This is a genomic window from Staphylococcus sp. 2S1 (assembly GCF_046721335.1).
In the GTDB taxonomy this organism is placed as follows: domain Bacteria; phylum Bacillota; class Bacilli; order Staphylococcales; family Staphylococcaceae; genus Staphylococcus; species Staphylococcus equorum_A.
Map to the genome: position 1 here is coordinate 484,127 of NZ_JBEUUJ010000003.1, position 22,303 is coordinate 506,429.

Genomic DNA, 22,303 nt, shown 5'->3' on the forward strand with positions numbered 1-22,303 from the left:
ATAAACAGACACTGCCTTAGGTCTTAAATATTTCATGATCTTTGAAACACGATTATAAAATCTAGAATATTAGATATTATTACAAGAATTTTTCAATATAAAATGCAGATTCTTCAATAGATTTATATTCTGTATTAATCACCGTCGCGTTTAATTTTTCAAAAATTTCTTCCGCATATACGAGTTCTTGTCTGATACGTTCAATACTATTGTAATTTGTAGGTCCATGTAATCCTAAAACTTTTACACGTTCATTACGAATATTCAAAATGTAATTAGGACTAGCAGTTAGACCAAATACTTTCAACTTCTTATATTTAAAGACTTCATCTGGTATATCAACTTCTGGCACTAAAGGAATATTCGCTACTTTATAACCCTTATTCGCTAAATACATGCTCAAAGGTGTCTTTGATGTTCGAGAAACCCCAACGATGAGCGCATCTGCTTCGCCGATATCAGTAAAATGTTTACCATCATCGTATTTCACTGAGTATTCCATCGCTTCAATTCTTTTAAAATAGTTTTCATCCAATTTGCGTAAAGCGCCACTTTCATGACTAGGTGAACAATTCGTAAGTTGCTGAATAATCCCTATTAAATCTGACATATAGTCGACATAAGGTATTTGTTCATTTTGTGCATACTTTTGACCTACTATATTAAATTCTGGGTTCACTAACGTCGTAACGACGACTGCCCTACGTTCTTTTGCTCGTTTCAAAACATTGATTAATTCTGTTTCACTTTTAATAAATGGAAATTTCTTAATCTCTATTTGTGATACTTCTGGAAACTGAGTTAACGTGGCATGAATCATGCGTTGTGCAGTTTCACCAATTGAATCTGATACCACGAACAAAGTGAGTTGTGGTGTCTGTGTATCATTAAACACGTAATCGACCACCTTCAACTTCACTTTGTGCAGTAGAAAGCAATGCGCCTGGAACTCTATATGGAGAGCATGAGACATAATCGATATCTAAATTATTAAAGTATTGTATTGATTTATGGTCACCGCCAAGTTCACCACACACTCCAATCTTAAGTGTTGGATTTGCGGCTTTCGCTTGTTCCGTTGCTACTTTAACTAATTGTCCTACCCCTTCTACATCTAATGTTTGGAAAGGATCAATATCTAAGATGCCTTGTTCAGAATATGCACCAATAAATTTCCCAGCATCATCACGTGAAAAACCAAATGTTAACTGTGTTAAATCATTCGTACCAAAGCTAAAGAAATCACATTCTTTTGCTAAGTCTCCTGCAATTAGACAAGCACGCGGTGTTTCAATCATTGTACCTATGAGGTAATTTACAGATTCTCCCGCTTCTTGCTGTAATGATTCAATACGTTCAGTAATTTGTGTCTTTAATGTCGTAAATTCTGCAACTGTTGAAACAAGCGGTATCATGATTTCTGGTTGGCAATCAATACCTTGTGCTTTTAATCTTAATGCACTTTCCATAATCGCTTCTACTTGCATCACATAGAGTTCAGGGTAAGTAATAGCTAAACGACAACCTCTATGACCGAGCATTGGATTCACTTCGTTTAAATTTTCTATATATTGTTCTAATGTTTTTACTGATACATTTAATTGCCCGACAACAGATGATTTTTCTTCCGTTGATTTTGGTAAAAATTCATGTAGTGGTGGATCCAACAAACGAATAATTGTCGGACGTTCTCCAGATAGTTTTAATATTTCTTCAAAATCTGCTGTTTGATATTGTTTAATTTCATTTAAAGCCGCGATACGTTTATCTTGTGTATCTGAGAGAATGAAACGGCGCATTTCAATGAGACGTTCAGGTCCAAAGAACATATGCTCTGTACGTACAAGCCCAATGCCTTTTGACCCAAATTGATAGCCAGCTTGAATATCTTGAGGTGTTTCCGCATTCATACGTACATCTAATCTTGCTACACCATCAGACCATTCCATAAACTGTTCGAAAGCCTCACTTCTTTCTGCTTTCATTGTTTCAACTTCTCCAACATAGATATCTCCTTGAGCGCCATCAACAGATATCATATCGCCTTCATGCAATGTGCCACCAGGATAATTTACAACTTTATCGACAACATTAATTTCTAAATCTGAGCAACCTGTAACACAGCATTTACCCATACCACGTGCAACAACTGCCGCATGAGAAGTCATTCCGCCATGCGTCGTTACAATTGCTTCACTTGCGACCATACCTTCAATGTCTTCAGGGGAGGTTTCAGGGCGCATTAAAATAACCCTTTCACCTTGTTCAAATTGCATTTTAGCTGTTTCTGCTGAAAAGACAATTTTTCCACTCGCTGCACCCGGACTGGTCGGCAATCCTAATTTAGAAATAACTGAAGCGTGTTCGAGTGCTGTTTTATCAAAATTTGGATGCAATAATTGATCAATCGATTTTACTTCGACATTCATCACAGCTTCTTCTTTTGTAATTACACCTTCTTCAACTAAATCTACTGCAATGTGAATTGCCGCATTTGCTGTACGTTTACCATTACGCGTTTGTAAAATATAGAGTTGTTCATTCTCAATCGTGAATTCTATATCTTGCATATCTTTATAATGTGTCTCTAAGCGTTGCGATACATCTACAAATTGTTGATGTACATGTGGCATTTGATCTTTTAACGATTCAATATCTTTAGGTGTACGTATACCGGCTACTACATCTTCACCTTGTGCATTTAATAAATATTCTCCAAATAATTTCGCTTCTCCAGTGACAGGATTACGTGTAAACGCAACACCTGTTCCACTGCGTTCGCCACTATTGCCAAATACCATTTCTTGAATATTAACTGCAGTACCTATATCATGTGGAATTTCATTTAATTCACGATAAACTCGAGCACGGTCGTTATCCCACGATTTGAACACTGCTTCAATTGCTTCTGTTAGTTGATCAAATGGTGCTTGTGGAAATGGTTTGTATACTTCATCTAAATATACACCTTTAAAATGTTCACAAATTTCTTGTAACCCTTCTGCTGGAATATCAGCATCATTTTGATAATCATGTTGCGTTTTATAAGCATTAAAATATGTATCAAATGCATTCATTGGTATGCCATATACAACCTCACCAAACATTTGTAACAATCTACGATAACAGTCATAAGCAAAACGAGCATCATTTGTTTTCGCTGCCAATTTTTTCACATTATCATCATTTAGCCCTAAGTTTAAAATTGTGTCCATCATACCGGGCATAGATATTTTTGCTCCACTACGTACTGAAACAAGTAATAATTGCTCCTCAGATGAAAATGATTTTTCTGTACGTTGAGAAAATGCTTCCAATTGACTATTTAATTGTTCTGATAATGCTTCGAGGCACTTTAGAACCATGTTTCAAGTATTCAATACAAGCTTCAGTTGTAAGTGTGAAACCATCTGGAACAGGTAGCCCTAAGCGTTTCATTTCAGCTAAATTGGCCCCTTTGCCACCTAGTAAATCTTTCATTGATTTTTGACCTTCGTCAAATGCATAAATATATTTTGTCATACTAAATCACCCCTATTTTTAAATACGTTATACTAATTGTTATTGAGTATGTCATATTAAAACCCAAAAAACAACTATAATATTTGAAAATTTGGAAAATATATTTATTTTTTCTTTATTACAAATTCATCCAATTTAAACGCATGCTAGTCGCTTAAAACATAAAAAAAGCCCAAGCAATCATTATTAATGCATTGCTTGGAGCTTCTTATGTTCACCAGTTTATCGTCATATTTGAATGTAAGATATCATTTAATTTACTATGCAACTATGATGCTACAATATAAGGTACCCGCTTCATAGGTAGTTTTCATATCACCATCAATGAAATGTTATATTTCTATCAATCATAAAACGCACAGTTAATCTATTTAATATTTTCATTTGATATAAACTGGTTCTATTCATTGATAAATGTTAAAAGATTAAGTGAGTTAAATAGATAGATTTGTGCTATATAAACAATATAACATTTATAACTTGTGGCATTTACAATCATTCAAAATGACATGTTACAGAACAAAGGTCTGCTTTAAAGTAGGTGAATATTTAATATATAATCATTTGATAAAGTGATAAAGAGGTATACTTGCAATTGAATTATGTCGCGAGTAACAAAGGTGGAAATTATTAGTTTTGAATATGCTCAACTTTTAAGTTGAAAATAAGGTGCTACTTCCTCTGTAGTGTAATACTTATTTTATAACTTCGTGCTTTGCAAATACTTTTCTAAACAATAACTTTTATTTCGCTTACATCTTGTTCACGCTCCTTCATCTCGAAATACACCAATGACACATTGATGTGAGTTATTACTTAACAACTCAATAATGGCACCATTTCCAAACAAAATTTCAAACTGAAAACAAAACGTTTTGCATCTATAAAGATTTTCGTTATTTATTTTATAGAATTATTTAGCAATAACTTAATTTTATTATATTGTCGTTCGTGTAATTTGTAAAGTAGTTTTTAATAATTTTCTAAAAATTGAAGTTCTAATATTTTATACCCGTTACAATTTGAAAATTCAATCATGACAAATATCAAAATTCTAAATTTTATAATCATTTGTTTTTCAAATCACACCTATCTATTCTCGCTTTAACACCACATCGCAATTTGCAATTTCAATGCCTCAGAATACTTTTTAGGGTTCAAGCCTGTAACTGTTTTACATTTTTCTAATCTATACAACAGCGTATTTCTATGAATATATAAGTGCTTTGCTGTTTGAGAAATATTCAAATTGTTGTTAAAAAATATTTTCAATGTTGCAATACTTTGCTCATCTAAATCCCCTAATATTCTTTTTTTGAATCTTTCTCTAATTTCCCTGTCTATTTGATATAACAACGTTTTTTCTTCTACTTCTTCAAATGATACGAGTGGTGCTTGATTGCTCATTTAACATAAATACAAGCTCACATTCTTCATACGCTTTTTTAAAATCGTTTAAATTTGTAAATATAAGGCTTGAGGTCATATGCACTTCCAATTGTAAGCTTTTAAACATTTGGTGAATTCTATTTATTTTCACATCTAATGCGCACTGTTCTTCATCAGTAGCAAGAATTACGATACGGTTATGATTTGTAAACGCAATGACAAAAGAACTAGGGTCAATCTTACTTGCTAATGTACGCACAATGCTGTTCCTAGAAAATATTTGTTTTTCTATATTGATGATAATGCATTTGCCAAATGTTAATAAATGCGTATTAAGCTGATTGCCCAAATGTTGAATAAAAGATTTAGACGGTTCACTTTTCAGCAATTCTTCAATAAATAACTCCTGACTACGTATATTTCCTTCTAATTCATATGTAAAATAATTTTGATATAGCAATAATTCCGTAGACATTTTCACTAAATCCGATACATGTGTAAGTTTTTCAGGATCACCTGTTATACCAATCACACCAACGATATTATCTTGAAAAATAATCGGTAAATTCACGCCTGGTTGTGTTCCTTCTAATGTCGCACTATCTTCCTTTGATAATATGACTGTCTCTTCTCGTTCTAACACTTTACGTGCGCCTTCATGAATTGTCCCTACACGTTTTTTATCAAATGAGGCTATGATTTCCCCGTTAAAATTCATGATATTAATATTACTCTGTGTTCTTTTAGCTGTTTCTTCTACAATTAATGTTGCCATTTCTTCTGTAAGTATATTCATAATTTCACCACTTATCATTTTTATACAAAATTATAGATTTATATTTGTATAGTTTAACTCTATTTTCAATAAAATAAAATCGATACAATGAAATAACAATCAAAAGAAAGCGTTTACAAAGGAGGAACCTCAAGTGAAAATCATTTTAGCACCAGATTCATTTAAAGGGAGTATGACAGCAACCCAAGTCTCAAAATATATGGCAGACAGCATTACAGAAGCATATCCACAAGCTGACATACACGCTTTACCCGTTGGTGATGGCGGTGAAGGTACGATGGAAGCACTAGTGAATGCCACTAACGGAAGCTTTCATACCGTTTCAGTAACAGGTCCTCTTGGAAATCATGTAACTGCGCAATATGGTGTACTCGATGATGACACATGCGTGATTGAAATGGCGGAAGCTTCTGGACTAAGACACTTAACTGACGATACTTTAAATGCAATGACAACAACGACTTATGGTACAGGTGAATTAATTTATAACGCCTTAAATAAAGGTTACAAAAAATTCATTTTAGCTATTGGCGGCTCTGCGACAAATGATGCTTGGTGTTGGTATGTTGCAAGCATTAGGCGTCAGATTATTAGATGAAAATGGCGAAGCTATCGCCTTTGGAGGAGGTGCGTTGCAACATATTAAGCAAATAGACTTAACCCATTTTGACGCTAGAATTAAACAGTGTGAATTTATTATTGCGACGGATGTTCAAAATCCTTTAATAGGTCCTGATGGCGCTTCATATGTTTTTGGTGAACAAAAAGGTGCCACAGAAGATAATATTAAACAACTTGATGCCAATCTCACGCATTGGGCAAATCTTGTAGAAGCTAGTACGCATATTAGCCTTCATGATTTGCCAGGAGTCAGTGCAAGTGGCGGACTAGGTGGCGCCTTCAAAGCATTTTTACCTAGTCATTTTGAAGATGGTATTCAAGTAGTAATAAAACATACGCAATTAGAACAGCTTTTACCAAATGCAGATTTAGTTATTACTGGAGAAGGCAAAATTGATTTCCAAACTTTTTATGGTAAGACACCTATGGGCATCGCAAAATGTGCGAAACAATTTGATGTCCCTGTCATCTTTATTGGAGGTTCTGTTGAAATTGACATAGAACAATTTGATGAGGTAGGTGTAGTAAGTGCTTTTAGTTTAACCGATGGTCCTTTGTCACTAGCAGAAACAATAGCAAATTCGGAAAAATTAATAAAAAAAACAACGAAGAACATCATAAGAACATTTTTCCATAACCACTAGCATAATTAAGGGGATGTTTCGTTATGAGAATTAAAGATACGATTGAAAAAGTACCTGGTGGCTTGATGGTTGTTCCATTATTATTAGGCGCCGCAATCAACACGATTGATCAATTACATTTGAATTTTATTACGAATGGTTTAAAATTTTTAGGCGCTCCAAAGACTGAAGAAGGACATTATGAGATGTTGCAAATTGGGGGATTTTCTCAGGATTTATTTAAAGATAGCGCACTCGTGTTAATAGCACTATTTATCTTTTGTGTGGGAAGCCAAATGAACTTAAAAATTGGTGGCAAAGCATTGAAAAAAGGTATGATATTAACATCAACGAAATATTTTTCAGGTTTAGGCGTTGGTCTTTTACTTGGAGCTATTTTCGATCCATGGACAGGGTTATTTGGTTTATCTACAATCGCAATTATTGCGGCAATGACCAATAGTAACAGCGGTATGTATGTTGCTCTAACAAGTGCCTATGGCAACCGCTCTGATATTGGTGGTTTATCTATATTAGCTATCAATGATGGCCCTTTACTTACATTAATTTCTTTAGGCTTTATCGGTACAAATTTTCCAGTCATTTCTTTCGTTTCTGTGTTATTACCACTCGCAATAGGCATGCTCTTAGGTAACTTAGATCCTAAAATCGCAGAATTTTTACGACCGGGAGAATCATTACTCATTCCTTTCTTCGCCTTTTCATTAGGAGCAGGAATGAATTTAGCCGAATTCTTTAATTTCTCAGTATTATCTGGTGGCCTCACATTAGCATTGCTTACATTTGTCTGTACTACTGTGACTGGCGTCATTGCTTTCAAACTCTTTAAAGAAAAAAGTGTCATAGGCCCTATTTCAGAATCTTCTACTGCGGGTAACGCCGTTTCCACACCTGCTGCGGTTGTCGCAGCTGCCTCAACTGCTTTAGCTAGTGGTAATTTGAGTCAAAGTGAATTTGCTATGATAGAAAAAGTAGCACCTATCGCGACAGCTCAAATTTCAGTTTCTGCTATTACTACGGCGATTTTATGTCCAATTGCTGTTATCATGGTAGATAAATACCAGAAGCGCAAAGGCATTGATGGCACCCAAGAACATTTCAAAACCAATCACAAAGCATTTTCTAAGGTAAAACAAGTCACAAATACGGCCGATTATGAAAGCGCTTTAAATAAGAAGGAGGACTAACTTTGAAAACTACGATTTTATACGGCAAATCAAACGTTGAAGTTGACTTGCCAGAACAAAGTGTATTAATTGAACCCAAAAACATTGAGCCACTCGAAGACCATGTAACTGCGATACGCACAGCATTAAATAATCCAATTGGCTCCGAACCATTGCAAGACATGGTGAGTGCTGACCAAACTGTATCTATTGTTATTAGTGACATCACACGACCAACACCTAATCACATTCTTGTACCATTACTAATAGAAACATTAGCCCACGTACCTTTAGAAAATTTTGTAATTATCAATGGTACAGGTACACATCGCGATCAAACACGAGAAGAACTTGTACAAATGCTTGGTGAAGACATAGTAAGCAAAGTGAAAATTGTACATAATCATTGTAATGATAAGGATACACTTAAAAAAGTAGGCCATAGTCAATATGGTTGTGATGTCTACCTGAACAAAGATTATGTTGAATCTGACTTTAAAATTGTCACCGGTTTTATCGAGCCTCACTTCTTCGCTGGCTTCTCTGGTGGTCCTAAAGGGATTATGCCTGGCATTGCCGGCATAGAAACAATTATGACATTTCATAACGCTAAAATGATTGGCGATATACGTTCAACTTGGGGCAATATGCAAGATAATCCTGTGCAAAATATGACCCGGGAAATCAATGCAATGTGCAAACCAGACTTTATGCTCAACGTCACGTTGAATAAAGAAAAAGCGATTACCGAAGTATTCGCTGGTGAATTATACGAAGCACATGATAAAGGATGTGAATATGCAAAAGCACATGCGATGTTCAAGTGTGATGAGCGTTTTGATGTCGTGATTGCTTCTAACTCAGGCTATCCTTTAGATCAAAACTTATATCAAACAGTTAAAGGCATGAGTGCGAGCACATAAAGTAGTTAAAGAAGGTGGCAGCATTATCATGTTATCTGAATGTAGCGATGGCTATCCTAATCATGGCAATTATGCAGAGATACTAAAAATGGCTGACTCCCCTCAAGGGCTTGTCGACATGATCAGTGACCCTAACTTCGCGATGCTTGACCAATGGCAAGTACAAAAACAGGCTGTGATTCAAACTTTCGCTGATGTTTATTTATATTCTAAACTCAGTGACCAACAAACCCAAGATGCCATGTTGCATCCGGTGCATAATATTAATGAGACACTTAAAGCATTAGAAGATAAATATGGAAAAGATATGACGATAGGTGTTATGCCACTCGGTCCACTTACTATCCCATACGTAGAATCATAATTTAGGAGGAATCATTATGTTAACTGAAGTATTAACTAAAGAACAACAATTAGAACGTGTATTAAAAAATATGAATCGTGTAATCGTCGCTTTTTCAGGAGGTGTAGATAGTAGCTTTGTATTAAAGAAAGCTATCGATGTACTCGGCACTGACAATGTAAAAGCAGTTATTGTAAAATCCGAATTATTTAGAAATGAAGAATTTGACCAAGCCCTTCGTTTAGCTGAATCACTAAATGCCAATGTGATAGAAACTGAAATTGAAGAATTAAAAGATCCAAATATAGTTGAAAACACACCAAGCAGTTGGTATTACAGTAAACGCTTATTATATTCAAAACTTGAAGACTTAAGAGTAAACTACAATTTCGACTATGTTCTCGATGGCATGATTATGGATGATTTAGATGACTTCAGACCTGGGCTCAAAGCAAGAACTGAATTCGGTGTTAGAAGTGTGCTACAAGAAGTTGAATTGTATAAATCTGAAATTAGAGAACTAAGTAAATCCAATGATCTACCTGTATGGAATAAGCCTGCATTATGTAGCTTGGCATCTCGAATTCCTTATGGTGAACCTTTAAATTTCACAAAGGTTAACAAAGTAAATGAAGCTGAAAAATTCATTTTAAGCTTAAACATTAATCATGTCAGAGTACGCTATCATAATAATATCGCAAGAATAGAAGTAGACGACACAGCTATCCTCGCAGTGCTTCAATATAAAAATCAAATCACACTTCGCTTGAAAGAACTTGGTTTTGATTATGTAACTATTGATTTAGAGGGCTATCGTACAGGCAGCATGAATGAAGTCATCAATACACAAGATGAGATTTAACAAAATAAAGGTGGCATAACTATGACTGAAAACCAAGACCCAATAGAGTCATTACTTCTAGCGGTAAAAGAGAATGCGCTTTCCATTACAGAAGCAAAAGATAAATTGAGTCATTATGATGAATTAGGTTTTGCAAAAATTGATTTACACAGAACAAAACGACAAGGCTTTCCAGAAGTTATATTTGGGGAAGGAAAAACTGTAACGCAATTAGACGAAATCGTACACACATTAATAAAGCATGATGAAGTCATTTTAATTACTAGAATTGATCAAATTAAAGCAGATGATATCATCGCTAAATATCCACAACTTGAATACCATGAGACAGCACGTATCGTTTGTACACCTGTTAATAAAATTAATAAAACGGAACATTTTGCGGCGATTATTTGCGCCGGTACGTCTGATCTACCAGTAGCCGAAGAAGCGGCTATTACAGCTGAAGTTATGGGTATTTCAGTACAACGTTTTTATGACGTAGGTGTTTCAGGCATCCATCGTCTTTTTGCACATATCGAAACAATTCGTCAAAGTAAGGTGTCCGTAGTTATCGCCGGTATGGAGGGCGCGCTATCTAGTGTTGTTGCCGGTTTAGTTGATCACCCAGTCTTTTCAATACCTACGAGCGTTGGTTACGGCGCCAATTTAGATGGCGTTACCACACTATTATCTATGGTTAATTCTTGTGCACCTGGTACGAGTGTGCTCAACATTGATAATGGATTTGGCGGTGGCTATAATGCCGCAATGATTATAAAAATGATTGAAAATGCTTAGAACGGAGTGAAACATTATGTCCAAAGCGATTTATCTTGATTGTCACGCCGGTATTGCTCGGAGATATGTTATTGTCTTCACTTGTAGATTTAGGTGCGGATGTCACCTTTATTGAATCACAATTAAAAACATTACCGCTCAATCATTTCAAACTCGACTTCTCAACTCAAAACAAACAAGGCATTCAAGCCATGTCACTTAACATTGATTTCGAAGAAGCGCACCATCATAGAAAAGCATCAGATATCTTTAAGATGATCAAAGAGAGTAGCTTGCCAAGCAGAGTAAAGGATCGAAGCCTCAGGGTATTTGACGTGATCGCACACGCAGAAGCTAAAATTCACGGTATGTCTGTTGAAGATGTTCACTTTCATGAAGTTGGTGCTATGGACTCTATCATTGATATTATTGGCGGATGTCTTGCACTAGAAGATTTAGCTATAGATGAACTCTATGCCTCGCCTATTCCAACTGGTAACGGGAAAATCAATATCGCACACGGTGTCTATCCAGTGCACTGCCTGACTACTGCTGAAATACTCAAAGGCATCCCGCTTGCTTCATTTGATGTTAACAGTGAATTGACAACACCGACTGGCGCTGGTTTTATTAAAGCATTGGTTTCGGAAATCGGCCCTTTACCTGCAGTAACCATGGAGCAAATCGGTTATGGTTGTGGCACAAAAGATTTCGATTTTCCCAATGTTTTACGAACAATTCAATATACAGTAAAAGAAAACACGCCGACACAAGTCCAAGTGATAGTGTGCCAGATTGATGATATGACACCAGAGATGCTTGGTTTCTTTATAGAACAAGTACTGGATGACGGTGCGTTAGATGCTTACTTTACTCCAATTACGATGAAGAAAAGTAGGCCCGCCACACAACTTACAGTGATTAGTAAAATTGACGACGCACAATACTTTGAAGACTATATACTTAAAAATACAACCTCTTTAGGTGTAAGAAGTTATGCAGTCAATCGCAAAATTCTCCATCGCCAGTTTCAAACAATTCACACAAAGTATGGTGCTATATTAGTGAAAATAGGCATGATGCATAATAAAATTATCAAAGCGAAACCAGAATTTGAAGATGTAAAAAATGCAGCAATTCAATCTGGCAAGTCTTTCTCAACTGTTTACAATGAAATACAGCATGAAGTTTATAACCACATTAAAATAGACGAATAAAATAACCTAGCACGAGCCAAAGACTACAGGCTGAGGCTGTGCCCGCGGAAAGCGTGCACAAAAGACTGCTTCAAAATTAAAAACTCAAGAGACAGCATAAAATCCAGCACTCACACTTAAGTGAAGTACTGGATTTTTTATTGCTTAAATTATTTTAGAGAAGGACCTACTTTAATATTTGCACTATCTAATGCAAGTTCAAGTACTTCAACAACTTGAATACTATGTTCTAATTTTTCTTCTGCTAAATCGAAGTTTTTATCATTAATAATCTGAACCATCTTCACAAATTCTTCGTACATACGATGTTTTTGTTGATTAACTTGATATGATTGCGTACCACCTTGGTTAAATGTTAGATCAAACGCTTTTAGTTCATTTGTTGGACCTTTAATATGAATTGTTGCATTTTCACCTTGTATGTACGACTGATTGTCAGAACTAGAGTCTTTTGCACCAATACAAACAACTTTCATTTCATCATAATCAAGATTTAAGATACCAGATGTATCAATATCGTTTTTAACGTTAGCAAAATAAGCAACACCTTTAGGCATACCGAAGAGCCCAACTGCTAAATGGATATTGTATACATTGATATCCATGAGTGCGCCTCCACCCTTCTCAGGATCGAAAGCAGGTTGAATGATGCCTTTTTTGAAATTATCATATCTTGAAGAGTACTGTGAATAATTAAATTGGGCTATTTTACAAGTCCCTATTTCACTCACAGATTGTTTCAATACATCATAATTACTCAAATAAAGGTTAGTAATAGCTTCGATAATAATAACGTTATGCGCTTCAGCCAATGCTTTTAATGTTGTTAATTCTTCTTTAGTTAAAGTAAATGGTTTTTCACATATTACATGCTTCTGTTGCTCAATTGCTTTGCGTGCATAATCAAAGTGCAGATGATTTGGTACAGCTAAATAAATCGTATCCATATCTTCATCTTGAAGAAACTGATTATAGTCTGTAAAAATTGTTTTAATATTAAATTGTTTTTGTAAACTTTCTACATTTTCTGGATTTCTTCCTGTTGAAACAATGCTATGAAACTCAATGTCTGAAATTTCTTCCATCACTGGTAATGCTTCTTTGACAATCTTGCCCGCCCCTACGATACCTAATTTCATGTTTGTCTCTCCTTCTCACTTAATCTAAATGATGATGTATTATCACTTGGTGCAATATTAAATTATTGATAGCTATTTTAAAATCCATTCAATATACCATTATATTTGAATTCATCATGCAATTCAAAAACTACAGCCTTGATACAATTCGTATTTTGTTTTGAAAATCTCACTAGTGGTATACAATTAGTATAAAGGTATAACATAAAATCATTTTATATTCTTTAAATAAAGGAGGCATTTTTGTGTCCATATTTTATTTTTTAATATTTATAGTAATCGTTTTAATTATCTATTTCATTTTCCGAAAAAATTATAAAAAGGAAGTCGCAGTTAATAAAAGAAAACGTAAACGCGAAAAAAGAGTAGAAAACTATATTAACGAAGCTTTTCAAATAGAAAATTTAGAAGATGTTAAAGAAAGTAAAACAACAATTGCTTTGGTTTATCCTAAAGAAACATTAGATGTTGAACCTGAACAAGTCGTACAAGTAGAAAATCAAAGTGAAGAAAAAGTCGTGACAGAATTTGAAATGCCTGAAGGTATTAAAAGAGAAGAACTATATGACTTTTCTCTTAAACACACTAAATTTTATATCGCACATGATCGTTATGAACGTCTTAAAACGGTCGATGAAAATGAAAAAACAAATAGTGGCATTATAAAATAATTCAATTATTAAAGGAGTATGTATATGACACCAATTGTTAAAGCTTATTCAAATGACGAAGATATTGAAATTAATATCAACACATTGAAAGATCAAAAAATTAATGCAAAAGACATTTATGTTCTATCTCATGATGCCGATCATACAGCACGTATCGTGAAAAATACAGAAGTCTCTGGCATTGATTACAATCGTTCCAATGTTGGCGAAAAAGAACCAAAACAAGGTGATCAACTAAGAGATAAGTTACAAATTCTTGGCGTTTCTGAAAGTGATGCACAAGATTACGAAGAACTTATGGATCAGGGTAATGTACTACTCATTGTTACAGATCAACGCGCAACAAACGTACTCTAAATTTAAATTAATTAGCTAAATCAATGTACCCCGCATTCTTTTAATTAGGATGCGGGGTACATTATATCTTTTATACATATTGATTATAATTGATTAAAGTTATTTTCTTGGAGATCTGTAATTTTAGCAATTTCTACTTTTTGGTCTTTAGGCTCCAATACATGTAAATACTGTGCATCGTCGTTATCTTCAATTTTCTTTACAGTAATGCGGTCATGTTCTATAGTTTCGATAATTATTTCTGAATGCTTATCTAGCGCTTCTTTAATATGTTGCTTATCCATGCTACAACCTCCTTAAGTAAAAGCTAATTGTATTTCGAATCTCTTCATCTTTTACCCTTAAGCTATTTTTCAAATCAAAGAAAACATAATAAACTGCTTTTCCTTTTTAATACATTCATTTGTAAAATCAGTAAATGGCATGATGACCAACTTGTATATAATAATTAAAGCTGAGACATGTATTTATGTCCCGGCCTTGATAATCAATGTTCATTAACTTAATATTACATCTACTAATTCTTCTGCAGTGGCTTTACCGAAATAATATGTAATGTCTATTTCACTTAAAGCTTTTAACAAATCCTCTTTGACTACACGTACGTCTTTGAGTTGTTCTTCAACATCTTTAATGTCGCCTTGACCAAAGAAATCTCCATAAATACGACATGCTGAAATACGTCCTTTTTCTACAGAAAGAGAGATATCAATCGTGCCTGCCGCTAATCTCGCGTCTCTATTATATTCATAGCGTGGAGAACCACCAAAATTCCATTCCCAATTTTTATATTTTGAGGCTAGCATTTCATCAACGGCTTCCCAATCAGCATCAGTTAATTCATAACGCTTTGCGTCATTCATATCATCAATGCCTAAAATCTCTTTAACCATCAAATCTTTAAATTCATGGATCGTTACATTTTGATATTCTGGTGCCAAATATTCACGAATATTGCCTACACGTGATCTTACAGATTTAATACCTTTAGATTCTATCTTTTTACGATTCGGCTTCAATACTTTAACCATAGGTTCATAATCTACATCCAATAATAAAGAATAGCCACCATAGATACGTCCCTTAATCAAAGTCATTGCCGCCCCAGATACTTTTTTATCGTGAATGGCTAAATCATTACGTCCACTTTGCACAACTTCTGTTGCACCCAGTTGATGTAAAGCCTGTATACCTGGTTCGTAAAAGCGTTTGAAATTACCATAAATTGTATCGTCTTTTTCTAAAATACAACACATATTCACTGCACCACTGTCTACATAAACTGCGCCACCACCTGTATCACGACGAACGACTTGAATACCATGTTCGTCTAAATAATCTTGGTTAATTTCTACCGCAGTATTTTGAAAACGACCTATCTCCACTTTTGGATCACAGATATACGGAAATAAGATATCCTCATTTAAAAATATATTTTGGCTAACGTGAATTTGCATCGCTAATGCAACTGCACCATCTGTTATATATTCGCCATTGCGAATAGGTTCAATTAAATACATATTGTTCTCCTATATAGTTAATTTTTTGTTGGCTTCTATCATGAGTGTTGAAATATCTTCAGTTAGATGTATTGTTCTATCTCGAATATTCTCTGGAATACGATATGCTTTCTTATTCATTGTCATAAATAAGGCATTTGGATTATGTCGTGTCATGCGTTGAAAAGGTTGTTTCACATATTGTGGTGTCGTATAACCGATACCTATTTCTAGATATAATACTTTATCTTCTTTATGTGCCTCAAGGAACTGATTGTAGCGAGATAACTGCGCATGAAAATCTGCATCCTCTACCATACCAACCTGTGCTTTTCGCTTATTAATTTCCATCGGCGCATCACATTTAGGGCAATGCGGCAAGAGTTCTCGTGGCACTTCCATATGCTCTTGTTCTGCAATCATTTGACGTATTGCGAGCATCATCACGATAAGTCTGCGCATGACAATGTTGACTACATTGCCACAAGATGTACTCTCCTTGAATATGAAAAACTTTATCCAAATCAAAATCTGCCACTGCAAATGCATTATCTGCATTCGTCGTGATGATATGATAATCTTTATGACTTAAAATTTGATTAAGCGCAGTATAAGATGCGCCTACAGGTTGGTCTAAATAATTCAGCGCAACAAATCGACTTTGAAATGCCCAATACTCCTGCCAACTTTCGAATGTATGAAGACTTGCTTGTAACATATCAAAGAAACCGTATTTTTTAATAAAATCTGGGAAATTTTGTGTGAAACGCTCACCTATATACGTAAACCCGTCTGATGCTGACATACCGGCGCCTATCCCAACTACAACTGCTTCCGCTTCATTTAAAGCATCTGCTAATATATCGGATTGTCGATCATAATTTGTAGTTAAGACATCCCAAGTTGATTCAGTCATAATGTTTCAGTCCTTCCTTATACAATGCGAGCATCTTTATCTGTAAATACATTGAAAATCACACTTATATCAGAATGATGTTCTTGTTTATAATGCATTACAGTCGAAATTGCTATCTGTGTTGCCTCATCTTGAGGGAAACCAAATACGCCTGTTGAAATACAACAAAAAGCAATACTTGATAAGTTTTGCTGATCCGCAAGTTCGAGACAACTTCGATACGAGCGCGCAAGTAAATCACGGTTCATTTGTGACACCGGTGTCTTACGAATTTGTGGTCCCACTGTATGAATGACATATTGAGCAGGCAAGTTATAACCAGGGGTGATTTTTGCTTTACCAACACCTTCACGTCTACCTTGTTTATCTATTAAATCTGCACAAGCTAAACGTAACTGGACGCCTGCTTTAGTATGGATGATATTATCGATACAGTTATGATTCGGCTCAAAACAGCCTAACAGCTTACTGTTAGCCGCATTTACAATGGCGTCTACCTCAAGTCGCGTGATATCACCTTGCCATAAATATATATCGTCATTGAGATATGGGGTTAATGATGTTAGAGACGTAACTTGTTGCGCATTGTAATTTTTTAAAAATACATCCTGCATCTCAATAAAATCTGCTGCAATCGGTGTTGCTGGCCTTACATTTACTAACCTTCGAAACATTTCGAAACGTTCTGCTTCCGTATCAGGTAAGTCTGCAATGGCACCGTCATGTGTCTCTTGCCACAAATACTCAATCAAATACGCCAAACGTTCTGTTTGTTGCATATTTTATGCCTCAGGAAGTGCATTAAATGCTGCTTCGTCAACATTTTCTAATTTAACCAACCAATTTTCTTCAGCTTTTTCAGAATTTAAAAGTGTTGGTTCATCTTCAGCTTTTGTATTACGTGCAACAATTTTACCTGCTAATGGTGATTGAACGTCTAATACTGTTTTAGAAGCTTCAATACTAACGATTTCGTCGTCCACTTTAATATCGTCTCCACCCATAAATTCAACATAACCTACTGTTCCTACATCATCTTGTAATTCAGGTGTCATACTGTATACATACTGTTCTCCAACTTTTTCTACCCATAAATAATTCGCTAATTTTTTCATAAAATATCTTCCTTTCTCCAACTTGTTATAAATATATTTGCGCGAGTAATTCGATTGTACGACAGCGTTGCGCTATGTCTGGAATCAAGGGTACAACCATCACTTCGTCAGCATTAAATGTTTGAATCATTGTGTCTATTTGTTTTTTTGCACTTTCTTTTGTACCTACAATTATACGAGCACGGCTTTGAGTAATCAAACGTTCATCTCTTTCAGAACGTTGATACAATCTTGCAGTTTCGATAGAAGGCAGGTGCTCAAATTCGGCAAATTGTTGTTTACCTAATAGCCATACGTCTAACGCTTGTGCCAGTGCTTCGGCTTCTGATGCTGTATCGGCAACTGCAACAAATGTAGTGAGCATAACAGTAGGCTTCATATTTAATGCCGTAGGTTTAAAGGCTTCTCTATAAGCTTGCACACTACTTTCAGCTTTTTTAATTGCTTTTTCATTAGGTAATAAAAAAGTCCCTAGTGTGTAGCCTATGCCTTGACGTCCTGCCATTTGTGCTGATGATACACTCGTACTTAACAGCCACATTTGAGGCATCGTCGTCACACGAGGTTGTGCGAATACTTGTTTAAAACGTTGCTCTGGTTCATGCTCCGTTAGATAGTGTCGCACATCCGTAATAGACTGCTCGTAGTCTAAGAAATGTGTTTTCGTTTCATTCATAGCTTGTTTTACACTGGGTGTACCAGAATTATTACCGATACCTAAGTCTACACGGCCTGGGTAAAATGCTTCTAATAATCGAAAATTTTCTGCCACTTTAAACGGGCTGTAATGCGGTAACATTACTCCACCTGAACCGAGTCGAATTTGCTTCGTCTTTGCCAGTAATTGCATCATCAATAATTCTGGGCTGCTACATGCAAATGCTGGTACATTATGATGTTCCGTCATCCAAAAGCGCTTATAACCAAGATTGTCTGCTAATTGTGCTAAGCGTACTGTGTCTTGTAAGGCATCTTGTGCTGACTTGCCTTCATCTATCACAGCATAGTCTAAAATATTCAATTGAACCACGTGTGTGACCACCTCCACCGGTACTGACCTTATATACTTTATTTGGGCTTATCATGTAAGCACTTTCGCTTGAGTGTATATCGTAACTCCGTTATGCTAAATTCCATGTACAAAGCTTTGCACACGTTACTGCAAAACATGTTCCCCATTTTAAATTACCCTCACTCTCTAGGATAACTGATATAGAAAATTTTTGTTACATTTTGCTTGAAAAAATCACCATAATTTTTATTTAATTGACCACTATATCCTATTAGTGTTAATTTGAAATTACATATTACAACGAAGATAGAGGTTATAGTTATGAAAACTCATTATCAAGCATTATTCGAACCATTAACATTACCCAATGGCGTCGTCTTCAATAACCGTTTTGTGCTATCACCTATGACTACGAATTCCTCAACACAAGACGGTCATATTACCGAGCAAGACCTACTTTATGCACAACGTCGGGCACACGCTGCGCCCCTACAAGTAACAGGTGCGGCCTATATTGAACCTTATGGTCAATTATTTGAATATGGTTTTAGCATCACTGATGACAGTTGTATACCTGGTTTGAAAAAATTAGCAACTGCAATGAAAAAAAATGGCAATAAAGCCATTTTACAACTGACACATGCAGGCCGATTTTCAAATCAAGCCATCTTAAATTATGGACAAGTTTATGGCCCAAGCCCTATGTCTTTAAATGTCCCTATTCAACATGACGTTCTAGCTATGTCTGTAGATAAAATTACCTCTGTAACGCGTCAATATGCCGAGGCAACTTCTCGTGCTATACAAGCTGGTTTTGATGGTGTAGAAGTTTCAGCTGCCCAACGCTTACTTATACAAACATTTTTCTCTACTTTTTCTAACCAACGAACAGATCAATATGGAAATCAAAATTTGGAAAATCGTGCACGTATCGGGTTGGAAATACTAGGCGCTGTACAAGATGTCATTGATAAAGAAGCACCACCACAATTTATTTTAGGCTATCGCGCTACACCTGAGGAAACACGAGGTAGTGATGTCGGTTATACAATAGACGAATTCAACGAACATCTAGAGTGGGTATTAGATACAGCGAATGTGCAATATTTAGCAATCGCAAGTTGGGGACGTCAAATTTATCAAAATAAAGTCCGTTCTGACGGCAAGCACACAGGACAATATGTCAATGCTGTCGTCCATGATTACCTTGATGGTAGAATTCCTGTCATTGCTAGTGGTGGTATTAATTCACCTGAAAGTGCGCTCGATGCCTTACAACATGCAGATATGGTAGGGATGTCGTCTCCATTTGTGACAGAGCCAGATTTTGTCTTAAAATTACAAGAAGATCGTCCAGAGGATATTGATTTACATGTAACAATCGACGATATTGATGAACTCGCGATTCCATACGCAGCTTTTAAAGATATCGTTAAAATGATGGACTACGGCGAAGGGTTAAAAAAAGAAACCCGTGACGAGTTACGTAAGCTTGAAACAAACTATGATCAAGTAGATTATAAAGCAATAGAAAAAGATTAATTTAAAATACTGACAAACTGAGCAGATAAAACAGCTTTGTTTGTCTTTTTTATATCACGTGATTGCTTTGTAAAAATGAATTAATATCTCAAAATATGTAAAAAGCATTGGACCGTATCATGTCCAATGCTTTCTTGTTAGGTTTTATGTGAATTTAACCATTTTGTTTGGCAAATGCTTGGCCAATTGCATTTAATTTATGTGGTGCATCATGTACTGCCATCTTCACTTCAACTAGGTGCATCATGTCTGGTTGTGCCTCTATTTCGAAGAATGTATTTTGTAGTGTCTCACTTGTTGTCACATCGTGTACGATGACTTCATCTTTCCCACCGAAGACTGTTGGTAATAATTTATAATCCCACATTTTAATATCATTGTATGGCTCATTTTCTCCGTGAATTTTACGTTCAACTGTATAACCATCATTATTAATAACAAAAATAATCGGTTTGATTTGCGCTCTGATCATCGAAGACATTTCTTGTACTGTTAATTGTAGAGATCCATCTCCAATTAACAATAAATTTCTGCGCTGTGTATTTGCCATTTGTGTGCCCAGTGTCGCTGGTAGTGTATAGCCGATTGAACCCCATAAAGGCTGTCCTATAAATGTATTGTTACTATATAACGCTAAATCATAAGCACCAAAGAATGATGTGCCTTGTTCAGCTAATATCACGTCATCTTGCTTAATAAAATCTTGCATCATTTTAAAATAAGTTGCTTGAGATAAAGGATCTCCATTCAAATCGTATTGGTTTTCCTCAGGACGTTGAAATTGAGGGAACGTTGTGTCATTAACGTAATTAATTGTATTTAAGCCATCCAATAAATCGATCAGTGCGACTCCCATATCTTTCGTTTCATTCATTTTGAAATGACGATGATTAATCATAACGACATCATCAATATCAAATTGATATGAATATCCTGCAGTTGCTGAATCTGTTAATTTCGCTCCAATATTCAAAATTGCATCACTTTGATCCACGTAATTTCTAATATCTTCTTCTGCTAATGAGCCATCATAAATACCCATGTAATATGGATTTTCCTCATTAAAAGCACCTTTGCCTAGTGATAGTTGTGCTACAGGAATATGCGTTTGATTCACAAATTGCTCAAGCTTTTCATGTAAATCAAAACTATTAATCTCGTGGCCGGTAATTATGACTGGTTTATCTGCACTTTGTAACTTTTCTTTAATCATGTTCACATACTTAGCAACATCCATCTCCTGATGTTGCGGCAATTCAAACGGTTGGTCTACTTCAATTTCTACGCTTGCTACGTCAATTGGTAAATGTATATGCACTGGACGTTTTTCAGTTAGTGTCGCTTCAATTACTCTAGGTATTTCTACTAGGGCATTTTCAGGCGTAAGATACGCTTGTGTCGTTGTAATCGGCTCATACATTTTTCTATAGTCATCAAAATTCCCTTCTCCTAAGGAATGATGGACATATTTCCCTGCATTTTCTACTGCTCTTGTAGGCGCACCGGTAATTTGAATAACCGGAACACGTTCAGCATATGCGCCGACAATACCGTTAACAGCACTGAGTTCTCCTACACCAAATGTTGTTACCATTGCGCTCATCCCTTTTAAGCGCGCATAGCCATCAGCCGCATAACTAGCATTTAATTCATTTGTGTTACCAACCCACTCTATGTCATCACGACGAATAATATCATCTAGAAAAGTAAGGTTAAAGTCACCTGGCACACCAAACACTTTATCAACGCCAACAGCACTGATACAGTCCATTAAATATTGTCCTATACGTTTTTTCATTCATCATTTCCC

The 22,303-nt window shown here is 35.5% G+C and carries 16 protein-coding genes and 5 pseudogenes; 9 read left to right on the plus strand and 12 right to left on the minus strand.

The features are described 5' to 3' along the window. Positions 1-79: 79 nt before the first annotated feature. From ABLV90_RS02760 to ABLV90_RS02775, 4 genes and pseudogenes are all read right to left on the minus strand, one after another. On the minus strand, positions 80-895 hold the full coding sequence (locus ABLV90_RS02760; RefSeq protein ID WP_427706047.1) for a pyruvate, water dikinase regulatory protein: 816 nt from the start codon (positions 893-895) through the stop codon (positions 80-82). Further along, positions 888-3,522 (minus strand): annotated as a pseudogene (gene ppdK / locus ABLV90_RS02765) (pyruvate, phosphate dikinase). Before ppdK ends, ABLV90_RS02760 begins: the two are co-directional and overlap by 8 nt. A 1,104-nt stretch (positions 3,523-4,626) precedes the next feature. Then, a complete protein-coding gene (locus tag ABLV90_RS02770) occupies positions 4,627-4,929 on the minus strand; it encodes a PucR family transcriptional regulator (protein ID WP_460872098.1) in 303 nt (100 codons plus the stop codon). Further along, on the minus strand, positions 4,898-5,707 hold the full coding sequence (locus ABLV90_RS02775) for a CdaR family transcriptional regulator (protein ID WP_460872099.1): 810 nt from the start codon (positions 5,705-5,707) through the stop codon (positions 4,898-4,900). The genes ABLV90_RS02770 and ABLV90_RS02775 overlap by 32 nt, the downstream gene beginning before the upstream one ends. Before the next feature lie 133 nt (positions 5,708-5,840). Here ABLV90_RS02775 and ABLV90_RS02780 point away from each other — a divergent pair. The 6 genes and pseudogenes from ABLV90_RS02780 (at position 5,841) to larC (ending at position 12,242) form a co-directional block, all read left to right on the plus strand. Then, positions 5,841-6,972 (plus strand): annotated as a pseudogene (locus ABLV90_RS02780) (glycerate kinase). 23 nt (positions 6,973-6,995) lie between these two features. Next, on the plus strand, positions 6,996-8,159 hold the full coding sequence (locus tag ABLV90_RS02785) for a 2-keto-3-deoxygluconate permease (protein WP_460872100.1): 1,164 nt from the start codon (positions 6,996-6,998) through the stop codon (positions 8,157-8,159). Positions 8,160-8,161: 2 nt separating this feature from the next. Beyond that, positions 8,162-9,425: pseudogene (gene larA / locus ABLV90_RS02790) on the plus strand (nickel-dependent lactate racemase). A 16-nt stretch (positions 9,426-9,441) separates the two neighbouring features. Further along, positions 9,442-10,266 (plus strand): ATP-dependent sacrificial sulfur transferase LarE, encoded by an 825-nt coding sequence (gene larE, locus ABLV90_RS02795; RefSeq protein ID WP_460872101.1) that lies wholly within the window; start codon positions 9,442-9,444, stop codon positions 10,264-10,266. A gap of 21 nt (positions 10,267-10,287) precedes the next feature. Next, positions 10,288-11,046 carry a nickel pincer cofactor biosynthesis protein LarB gene (gene larB / locus ABLV90_RS02800; protein WP_069816534.1) on the plus strand — a complete coding sequence of 253 codons (759 nt, stop codon included), beginning with the start codon at positions 10,288-10,290 and terminating at the stop codon, positions 11,044-11,046. A 16-nt stretch (positions 11,047-11,062) separates the two neighbouring features. Further along, positions 11,063-12,242: pseudogene (gene larC, locus ABLV90_RS02805) on the plus strand (nickel pincer cofactor biosynthesis protein LarC). 149 nt (positions 12,243-12,391) lie between these two features. On the opposite strand, the gene ABLV90_RS02810 reads toward larC, so the two are convergent. Next, positions 12,392-13,381, minus strand: coding sequence for a Gfo/Idh/MocA family protein (locus ABLV90_RS02810; protein WP_427706035.1), 990 nt, complete (start codon positions 13,379-13,381; stop codon positions 12,392-12,394). 245 nt (positions 13,382-13,626) lie between these two features. Here ABLV90_RS02810 and ABLV90_RS02815 point away from each other — a divergent pair, with 245 nt between their 5' ends. Together ABLV90_RS02815 and ABLV90_RS02820 are read left to right on the plus strand one after the other, a co-directional pair. Next, a complete protein-coding gene (locus ABLV90_RS02815) occupies positions 13,627-14,052 on the plus strand; it encodes a hypothetical protein (RefSeq protein WP_460872102.1) in 426 nt (141 codons plus the stop codon). A 24-nt stretch (positions 14,053-14,076) separates the two neighbouring features. Further along, positions 14,077-14,409: a general stress protein gene (locus ABLV90_RS02820; RefSeq protein ID WP_460872103.1), complete on the plus strand. Its 333-nt coding sequence runs from the start codon at positions 14,077-14,079 to the stop codon at positions 14,407-14,409. Between the two features lie 83 nt (positions 14,410-14,492). Here ABLV90_RS02820 and ABLV90_RS02825 read toward each other — a convergent pair whose 3' ends face one another. The 6 genes and pseudogenes from ABLV90_RS02825 to ABLV90_RS02850 all read right to left on the minus strand — a co-directional run bounded on the left by ABLV90_RS02825 (position 14,493) and on the right by ABLV90_RS02850 (position 18,969). After that, positions 14,493-14,693 (minus strand): hypothetical protein, encoded by a 201-nt coding sequence (locus tag ABLV90_RS02825; protein ID WP_069816524.1) that lies wholly within the window; start codon positions 14,691-14,693, stop codon positions 14,493-14,495. Positions 14,694-14,906: 213 nt separating this feature from the next. Beyond that, positions 14,907-15,929 carry a lipoate--protein ligase gene (locus ABLV90_RS02830; protein ID WP_427706031.1) on the minus strand — a complete coding sequence of 341 codons (1,023 nt, stop codon included), beginning with the start codon at positions 15,927-15,929 and terminating at the stop codon, positions 14,907-14,909. 9 nt (positions 15,930-15,938) lie between these two features. Further along, a pseudogene (locus ABLV90_RS02835) lies at positions 15,939-16,824 on the minus strand (SIR2 family NAD-dependent protein deacylase). Positions 16,825-16,841: 17 nt separating this feature from the next. Continuing rightward, positions 16,842-17,603, minus strand: coding sequence for a protein-ADP-ribose hydrolase (locus ABLV90_RS02840; RefSeq protein WP_460872104.1), 762 nt, complete (start codon positions 17,601-17,603; stop codon positions 16,842-16,844). A 3-nt stretch (positions 17,604-17,606) separates the two neighbouring features. Beyond that, positions 17,607-17,939 carry a glycine cleavage system H family protein gene (locus ABLV90_RS02845; RefSeq protein ID WP_002506490.1) on the minus strand — a complete coding sequence of 111 codons (333 nt, stop codon included), beginning with the start codon at positions 17,937-17,939 and terminating at the stop codon, positions 17,607-17,609. Positions 17,940-17,964: 25 nt separating this feature from the next. Next, positions 17,965-18,969: an LLM class flavin-dependent oxidoreductase gene (locus ABLV90_RS02850; protein ID WP_069816515.1), complete on the minus strand. Its 1,005-nt coding sequence runs from the start codon at positions 18,967-18,969 to the stop codon at positions 17,965-17,967. A gap of 303 nt (positions 18,970-19,272) precedes the next feature. Between ABLV90_RS02850 and ABLV90_RS02855 the strand changes: the two genes are divergently transcribed. Then, the gene (locus ABLV90_RS02855) at positions 19,273-20,493 is read left to right on the plus strand and encodes an NADH-dependent flavin oxidoreductase (protein WP_460872105.1); all 1,221 of its coding nucleotides are present in this window, start codon (positions 19,273-19,275) and stop codon (positions 20,491-20,493) included. 154 nt (positions 20,494-20,647) lie between these two features. Here ABLV90_RS02855 and ABLV90_RS02860 read toward each other — a convergent pair whose 3' ends face one another. After that, entirely contained in the window at positions 20,648-22,291 is a 1,644-nt protein-coding gene (locus ABLV90_RS02860; RefSeq protein WP_460872106.1) for an alpha-keto acid decarboxylase family protein, read from the minus strand. Positions 22,292-22,303 lie beyond the last annotated feature (12 nt).